Annotated in this window: 9 protein-coding genes; 6 read left to right on the top strand and 3 right to left on the bottom strand. The window is 63.3% G+C overall.

Annotated elements, in window-relative coordinates:
- Positions 1-178 precede the first annotated feature (178 nt).
- The 6 genes from F464_RS0115445 (at position 179) to F464_RS0115425 (ending at position 5,256) form a co-directional block, all read left to right on the top strand.
- The gene (locus F464_RS0115445) at positions 179-1,306 is read left to right on the top strand and encodes an ISAs1 family transposase (RefSeq protein WP_026296036.1); all 1,128 of its coding nucleotides are present in this window, start codon (positions 179-181) and stop codon (positions 1,304-1,306) included.
- Between the two features lie 150 nt (positions 1,307-1,456).
- Positions 1,457-1,879, top strand: a complete 423-nt coding sequence (locus F464_RS32050) for a tyrosine-protein phosphatase (protein WP_084600514.1) — start codon at positions 1,457-1,459, stop codon at positions 1,877-1,879.
- On the top strand, positions 1,771-2,145 hold the full coding sequence (locus tag F464_RS28770) for a tyrosine-protein phosphatase (RefSeq protein WP_084600513.1): 375 nt from the start codon (positions 1,771-1,773) through the stop codon (positions 2,143-2,145). Before F464_RS32050 ends, F464_RS28770 begins: the two co-directional genes overlap by 109 nt.
- Positions 2,146-2,353: 208 nt before the next feature.
- Complete coding sequence (locus F464_RS0115435) at positions 2,354-3,538, top strand: acetyl-CoA C-acyltransferase family protein (RefSeq protein WP_018990741.1); 1,185 nt, start codon at positions 2,354-2,356, stop codon at positions 3,536-3,538.
- Between the two features lie 34 nt (positions 3,539-3,572).
- A complete protein-coding gene (locus F464_RS0115430; protein WP_018990740.1) occupies positions 3,573-4,322 on the top strand; it encodes an electron transfer flavoprotein subunit beta/FixA family protein in 750 nt (249 codons plus the stop codon).
- A 1-nt stretch (position 4,323) separates the two neighbouring features.
- The gene (locus F464_RS0115425) at positions 4,324-5,256 is read left to right on the top strand and encodes an electron transfer flavoprotein subunit alpha/FixB family protein (protein ID WP_018990739.1); all 933 of its coding nucleotides are present in this window, start codon (positions 4,324-4,326) and stop codon (positions 5,254-5,256) included.
- 100 nt (positions 5,257-5,356) lie between these two features.
- Here the strand turns inward: F464_RS0115425 and F464_RS0115420 are convergent, their stop codons facing one another.
- From F464_RS0115420 to F464_RS0115410, 3 genes are all read right to left on the bottom strand, one after another.
- On the bottom strand, positions 5,357-5,887 hold the full coding sequence (locus tag F464_RS0115420) for a hypothetical protein (protein ID WP_018990738.1): 531 nt from the start codon (positions 5,885-5,887) through the stop codon (positions 5,357-5,359).
- Between the two features lies 1 nt (position 5,888).
- A complete protein-coding gene (locus tag F464_RS0115415; RefSeq protein ID WP_018990737.1) occupies positions 5,889-7,085 on the bottom strand; it encodes a phosphotransferase family protein in 1,197 nt (398 codons plus the stop codon).
- Between the two features lie 85 nt (positions 7,086-7,170).
- On the bottom strand, positions 7,171-7,647 hold the full coding sequence (locus tag F464_RS0115410) for a MaoC family dehydratase (protein ID WP_018990736.1): 477 nt from the start codon (positions 7,645-7,647) through the stop codon (positions 7,171-7,173).

Genomic DNA, 7,647 nt, shown 5'->3' with positions numbered 1-7,647 from the left:
GCAGGGCCATTGCACTTAATTGTCATTGGCCCTCCCTGTGAATCCAAATTGCATCCGTCGCCATTGAAAGTCGTTCACGCTCAAGCACTTGCGCAGACGTCTTGTGGACCTCACGCAAAAGGCGTCTACTCTCGTCCTTTGGACGATGCGAATGGAAGCGCCGGCGCCGATGCCTTTGATGAGTTGCCTTGCCCAAATCGAAGATCCGCGCCGAGCGGGCTATGCGTGTCGCCATGACCTGCAGGAGATCCTGGCGATCGCCGTCTGTGCAGTGCTGTGCGACATGAACAGCTTCGAAGAGATGGCGTTTTGGGCCGAGCACAAGGAGGCTTGGCTCAAGCGCTTTCTGAAACTCGCGGGCGGCATCCCGTCCCACGACACCTTCAACCGGGTGTTCCGCATTCTCGATCCACGCACCTTCGAAGACGCCTTCCGACGCTGGGTGGGCGGGATCGTCCCGGCGGCGGTGGGCAGCGGCACGCTCGCCGTCGATGGCAAGACCGTGCGCGGCTCGGGCGACGGTCAGAACGGACCCATCCATATGGTCAGCGCATTTGCCACGGAATGCGGCCTCGTGCTGGGGCAGCAGAAAGTCGATGGCAAGAGCAACGAGATCAGCGCCATTCCCGAGTTGCTCGACGCCCTGCTGATCAAGGGCTACCTGGTCAGCCTCGACGCGATGGGCTGCCAGAGCGAGATCGCCGCGAAGATTCTGGAGAAGAAGGCCGACTACCTGCTGGCCGTCAAAGGCAACCAGCCGGGCCTGCAGAGCCTGCTGCACGAGCGCTTCGGCCTCGCCCAGCGTCAAGCAATGGAACAGGCCGGGCAATATGCCCAGTGCACCGAGCAATCCCACGGCCGCTTCGTCTGGCAAGGGTTCTGGGTCGCGCCCAACGCGGGCGACGTGGACACCGCACGCTGGCCCGGCTGCCGCATGCTGGGCATGGTTGAATCGCTGCGCAAGGTCGGCGACAAGGAATCGGCGCCGGAACGCCGCTACTACATCAGCTCCCGCATGCTCTCGGCGCAAGCCTTCGCTTCTGCCGTGCGCGCGCACTGGGGCATCGAGAACCGCGTGCACTGGATGCTCGACGTGAATTTCCGCGAGGACGCTGCCACCGTGCGCAAGGATCACGCCGCCGACAACCTCTCGCGTCTGAAACGCATCGTGCTCAATCTCCTCAAGGCAGAGACCGCGACGGCCTCCTTCGGCAAGATCAGCCTCAGCAAGAAACGCAAATTGGCCTCCTGGGATGACGGATACAGGATGGCGATGCTCGGGATTACGCCGGCTCATGACGGATAAGTGCGATGGCCCTGCTCGTCAGAGGGGGAGATCAAATTGTGAATCCGGCGCGTCGATACCGACTCCTCCGCGTAGCGGCTTCGTCCAACAGACCGGACAAGCGGTGCCTCGCCGACAGCTCGCGCTCCAGGGCACCAGTAATTGCCGCTTATGGTCGGCATCCGCACCACCGAGGGTTGGTGCCGACGCCACGGCCTGCTGTTCCGCTCCGATTCACTCGCCGAGCTGACCGATGCCGACTTCGCGCAACTCGCCGCAGTCGGCCTTCGCACCGTGTGCAACTTGCGGCACGAATCGGAGCGCGGAAGCCGAGCCGCCCCCCGCCGAAATTCCGATCCGGCAGCACACGATCGGGTTCTTCCCGACAGGTGCCGAGAACCTGATTCCCTCTCTCGGTCCCGAGAGCGACGGACTGGCAGTCCAGTCCGCCCTCGCCGGATACTACCGGCGCCTTCCGCTCGACCATGCCGGCAACTACTCGCGGATGTTCAAGGTATGCTCGAACCGGACGCCCTCCCGCCCTTATCCATTGCACAAGCGGCAAGGACCGCGCGGGCTTCGGCATCGCGCTGATCCTGATGGCGCTGGCGGTGTCGCGCGAAGACATCGTCGCTGACTATCTGCTGTCGAACCTAGCGCTGTGCGATCTGCGCTTCATGGTCCCGAAGCGCGTCCCCGAGTCGGCGCTGTCCGCGTTGATGAAGGTGCGGGCGGATTACCTCGAAGCCTCGTTCGCCGCCATCGATACGCATTGGCCGAACGAGCAATGTTTCTTCGAGCAGGCGCCCGGCCTAAACGAAACTGCGATCCGGCGCTTGCGCGAGCTCATGCTCGTCTAACCGGTAGAGAACAGAATCGCGACGCCTTCCGCCATGGCCGGTAGCGCAGGCCCCCACGCACCACGGAAGGCGCCTGAGCTCTTCCACCCTGTAACGCCATCGAACTGCCCCCATCGTAGTCTGCGTAGCCCAGAATTACGAGAGGTGCTTGCGCACTCATTTTTAGTTCGCTAACATACGATCTCCTTTCGTGCCGCATGGAACTCCGATGACTACACGCGAAATCCTCCTTATCGGCGCAGCCCGCACTGCGATCGGCACCTTCGGCGGAAGCCTCAAGGACGTTCCCATGCGGCAGCTGGCCACAAAAGCCGTCCGCGCCGCGATCGAGCGCAGCGGCATCGAACCGGAGCGCATCGGGCATGTGGTCATGGGCAACGTGATCCCAACCGAGCCTGCCGATGCCTACCTGAGCCGCGTCGCCGCGATCGACTCCGGCCTCCCGCAGGAAACCCCCGCCTTCAACGTGAACCGCCTGTGCGGGTCCGGTCTGCAGGCAATCGTGTCAGCGGCTCAGGCGATTGCGATGGGCGACACGGACATCGCAATCGGCGGCGGTGCCGAATCGATGAGCCGCGGGCCCTTCATCGTTCCTGCCCTTCGGTGGGGCGCCCGGATGGGCGACGCCGGCCTGACGGACTACATGACGGGCATTCTCCACGACCCGTGGGAGCGGGTGCACATGGGCATCACCGCAGAGAACGTCGCTGAACGCTACGGCATCACGCGCGAGATGCAGGACCGGCTCGCGCTCGAAAGCCAGCAGAGGGCAGCCCATGCAATTGCCGAAGGCCGTTTCACGAGCCAGATCGTGCCGGTGGAGATCGCCAGCCGCAAAGGCACCGTTATCTTCGACCGTGACGAGCACGTGCGAGCCGAAGTCACGCTCGAGCAGCTCGCCGCGATGAAACCCGTGTTCAAGCGGGACGGCCTCGTGACGGCCGGCAACGCCTCGGGAATCAACGACGGCGCGGCGGCGGTCGTGTTGGCCGAAGCGCGCGCAGCCGAGCGGCTCGGCCTGAAGCCACTCGCCCGCCTGGTGAGCTACGCACATGCCGGCGTCGATCCGCTTTACATGGGAATCGGTCCGGTTCCTGCATCGCGCAAGGCGCTCGAAAAGGCCGGCCTGTCGATCGCCGATATCGACGTCATCGAGTCGAACGAGGCTTTCGCGGCACAGGCTTGCGCCGTCGCGCAGGAGTTGGGTTTCGATCCTGCGAAGGTGAATCCGAATGGGTCGGGCATCTCGCTCGGGCATCCCGTCGGCGCGACCGGCGCGATCATCACCACTAAAGCCCTGTACGAGTTGCAGCGCATCGGCGGGCGCTATGCGCTGGTGACGATGTGCATCGGTGGCGGACAAGGCATCGCAGCCATCTACGAACGACTCTGAACCGCGTCAGCACTCACACGAGGAGTAGATACCCATGAAAGTTCTGGTCCCGGTCAAGCGGGTGATCGATTACAACATCAAGGTCCGAGTAAGGGCTGATGGCAGCGGCGTCGACCTCGACAACGCTAAGATGGCGATGAATCCCTTCGACGAGATCGCAGTTGAGGAAGCGGTGCGCCTCAAGGAGGCCGGTCAGGTTTCCGAGATCGTCGCGGTGTCCTGCGGGATTGCCGCCTGCCAGGAGACGCTGCGTGCCGCGCTCGCGCTGGGCGCGGACCGCGCCGTGTTGGTGAATACCGACGTGGAACTGCAGCCGCTGGCCGTCGCGAAACTGTTGAAGGGGCTGTGCGAGCGCGAGCAGCCCGCCTTGGTGATCTGCGGGAAGCAGGCGATCGACGACGATTCGAATCAGACCGGTCAGATGCTCGCCGCACTGCTGGACTGCGGGCAGGCGACATTTGCGTCCAAGGTCAAAGTCGAGGGCGGTAGCGTCATCGTGACCCGCGAGGTGGATGGCGGTCTCGAGACTCTGTCGCTGGAACTTCCCGCCGTGATCACGACGGACCTGCGCCTGAACGAGCCGCGCTACGCGACGCTTCCCAACATCATGAAGGCGAAGAAAAAGCTCCTCGACACGCTGACGCCCGCGGATCTCGGTGTCGATGTGGCGCCCCGCCTCAAGACGCTGAAAGTCGTCGAACCCCCCATCCGCAAGGCCGGGGAAATCGTGCCCGACATCGCGACGCTGGTGTCCAAACTCAAGAACCAAGCCAAGGTGATCTGACATGTCCATTCTCGTCATTGCCGAACATGACAATCGGACCCTCAAGGGAGCCACGTTAAACACGATCACCGCTGCCACTGCGATCGGCGCGGATATCCACGTGCTCGTTGCCGGAAGCCGCTGCTCCGCGGTGGCCGAAGCGGTATCGGGTGTGAAGGGCGTCGTACGCGTCCTGCTCGCCGAAGCGCCACACCTCGAACCGCTGCTCGCCGAAGACCTCGCGAAACTGGTCACCACGCTTGCTGGTGAATACAGCCACATCCTCGCGCCCGCCACCGCCTTCGGCAGGAACTTCCTGCCGCGCGTTGCCGCGGTGCTCGACGTCGCCCAGGTTTCAGACGTCGTCGCGGTTGAATCGGCGAACACCTTCGTCCGCCCGATCTACGCCGGCAACGCACTGGCAACCGTTTCGAGCGACGATCCTGTGAAGGTTCTCAGCGTTCGGCCGACGGCGTTCGAAAGCGCGCCCGAAGGCGGCAGCGCGGCCGTCGAACCGGTGCCTGCTCCCGCAAGTTTTGCCCGCACCCGATGCGTGTCGCGCGAACTCGCGACGAGCGAACGCCCCGAACTGGCGGGCGCAAAGGTCATCGTTTCCGGCGGACGCGGTCTGGGCAGCAAGGAGAACTACCACGCGCTCCTCGAGCCGCTTGCCGACGCCCTCGGTGCGGCGCTTGGTGCGAGTCGTGCCGCCGTCGATGCGGGCTTTGCCCCCAACGACTACCAAGTGGGCCAGACGGGCAAGATCGTCGCGCCCCAACTGTACGTCGCCGTAGGCATCTCCGGCGCGATCCAGCATCTGGCCGGGATGAAGGATTCGAAGGTGATCGTCGCGATCAACAAGGATCCCGAGGCTCCAATCTTCCAGGTCGCCGATTACGGTGTCGTCGGCGATCTGTTCGTACTGGTACCCGAACTGGTTTCGCAGCTCGGGTAACTTTGCGGGGGTGATCGTGCCCCCGAAAAGCATTGCCACGATCCCTCGGCAGGGCAGTCTCTCCCTCTCCCTCTCCCAGTTCCTGCCGAGGTTCTTTTTGTCAGCCGATCAGGACGCCAATATCCGGCACTGCCGCCGGATCCGGTTCCCAGCCCTGGGGCTTCACCAGCGATCGATCGCGCAGCAACTGTTCCGCCGACATCGCGAGCACGATCCGCTCGACCTCCAGCTGTTCCGGTTCGCCTGTCTGCGCGAACGCATCGACGGTGTCGCAGATCGCAGCACGCAGTGCATGCACTGACCGTCGCAGCTCATCGGGGTCCCGCCGGCACTGCTCCAATAGTTGCCGGGCCTCGGCAGCCCGCTCGATCAAGGCAACGCGTGCGGCACTCGTCACCGGGCCACTTGTCGCCACGTCCTTCAACGCGGAGCAAGTATCGACGAGCCGCGCGAGCTCATCACGGTCGAAACGGAATTGCAACGGCAGCTGGTGTGCCATCAGGTTCAACATGCCGACCACGAGCTTTGACTGTTCTTCGGCAAGCTTGTTCGTGCCCGCGACCGCGGGGATCACCACGTCCTTCATTGCCTTGATCATCGCGGCAATCTGTACTTCCGGGCGCATCTGCATGTCAGGCCTCCTCGATAAGCTTGCGCATTTCGTCAAGGATCATGTAGCCGATCCCGATCAGCCAGGTGACGAGAATGTCTTGATGGGTCTTGCCGTTACGGGCGATGCGGTAGCCGGTCCCGAGGATCAGCACGGCGATCGTGTAAGCGTTGTAGACCTTGTACCAGTGCACGGTCTTCGGATTGATGCTCAGCCCGGACGCCTTCTCATAACGTTCGTAGAACTCCGCCTCAGGCATCAGGCCGCACACCAGCAGGGTCTTCCCGTCTTCGGCGAGGGAGGCGAAAGCGCGACTCGTTGTCCACGCAATGTCCTGGTGCCGATCGCCGATGCGGCCGAGTTCCCAGTCGAGCAGTGCCGAGATGCGATTGTCGTGTTCAGTGTAGAGGAAGTTTCCCGTACGGTAATCCGAATGCACGACCGACGCGAAATCCAGCACGGGCAGGTTGCGTCGCATCCAGGCGGCGGCGACGCTGAGCATCGGGACATTCTCGTCCGAGTCCTCCTGCCATACCCGCTCCCACCAATTCACGCCCCACTCCGCGCATTCGGTCGTGCCTTCGCGCGGCACGTCGAAGGCCGACAGCGCCTCGCGGGAGATCGGGTGACGATGGATGCGCCCCAGGATGTCCGCGAATTGCGGCGTCAGATGCTCCCGCACCTCACGCGGCATGCAGGTGCCCAATCCCGAAACCCCGCTAACTGCCTCGGACGGTTTCGGCACACCGGGCGCGAACCCGTAGACCAGCGCCGGATAGGGAAGATATTTTCCGTCCGGATCGCACCAGAATACCGGCGGCACCGGCACGACGCCCTCGAAGGCCTTGATCAGCTGGAATTCGCGCAGCCGGCTCGTCTCGACGATGGACTCCGCCGGTTCCATGCGCAGCACCATCGCCGTCTTCTCGAAACCGAAGCCGGGGCGCAGCCATTCCAGCTCGAAGGCCATCTGCAGCTTGGATGCTCCCCCTGACAGCCATCGCGGATTGCGGATGGAAAAATCTCCGACGCTGTTGTCGTTCAGCAACGCCTCCAATCCAGCAACGAGCTTTTCCAGCGACACCGGCTCATAGCCCGGCCCGCTGCGCTGCCTCAATTTCCGAACCAGGATACGGTCAATTTCCGGTTCGCACGGATAGCGCGAACGCAGCTCGGCAATCCACGCCTCGGTCGGCCGATTCTTGTCGATTGTCTGCATACTCCAAATCTCCTTTGTTTGATGGTCAGGATCGCTTCGGCTTCGATGTGGCTTCCGGCAATCTCTTCGGATAATCAAATTCTGGCTAAGCGCGGGGCCGGCACGCGAACATCGCCCTCCCCTCGTAGGACATCACCGTCTCCCCGTTCTGGTTGATCGCCTCCTGCAGGAGAATTACGGTGCCGCGGTCCCGCCGACTCTGCGAGCGGACCGTCCGCAGGACCGTCGCTCGGGCTCGCAGACGGTCTCCCGGGCGCACCGGACGCAGCCAGCGGACCTTGTCGATACCCGGCGATCCCATCGCAGAACATTGCGGAATGAAGTGATCGCAGAAGAGGCGCATCACGATCGCACCCGTCATCCAGCCGCTGCCCACGAGGCCGCGGAAATGCGAGCCCTTTGCCGCATCCGGGTCGGTGTGGAAAGGCTGGGGATCATACGCTTTGGCAAATGTCACGATCTCTTCCTCGGTCACCGCATAGTCGCCGAACTCGACGACCTCGCCGACGGCGTAATCCTCGAAATAGCGTTCGAGATACGGCACGGATTCCCTGCCGCCCAT

This window comes from Aromatoleum toluclasticum ATCC 700605 (assembly GCF_000378245.1).
In the GTDB taxonomy this organism is placed as follows: domain Bacteria; phylum Pseudomonadota; class Gammaproteobacteria; order Burkholderiales; family Rhodocyclaceae; genus Aromatoleum; species Aromatoleum toluclasticum.
This window is presented reverse-complemented; position numbering and strand designations above follow the sequence as displayed.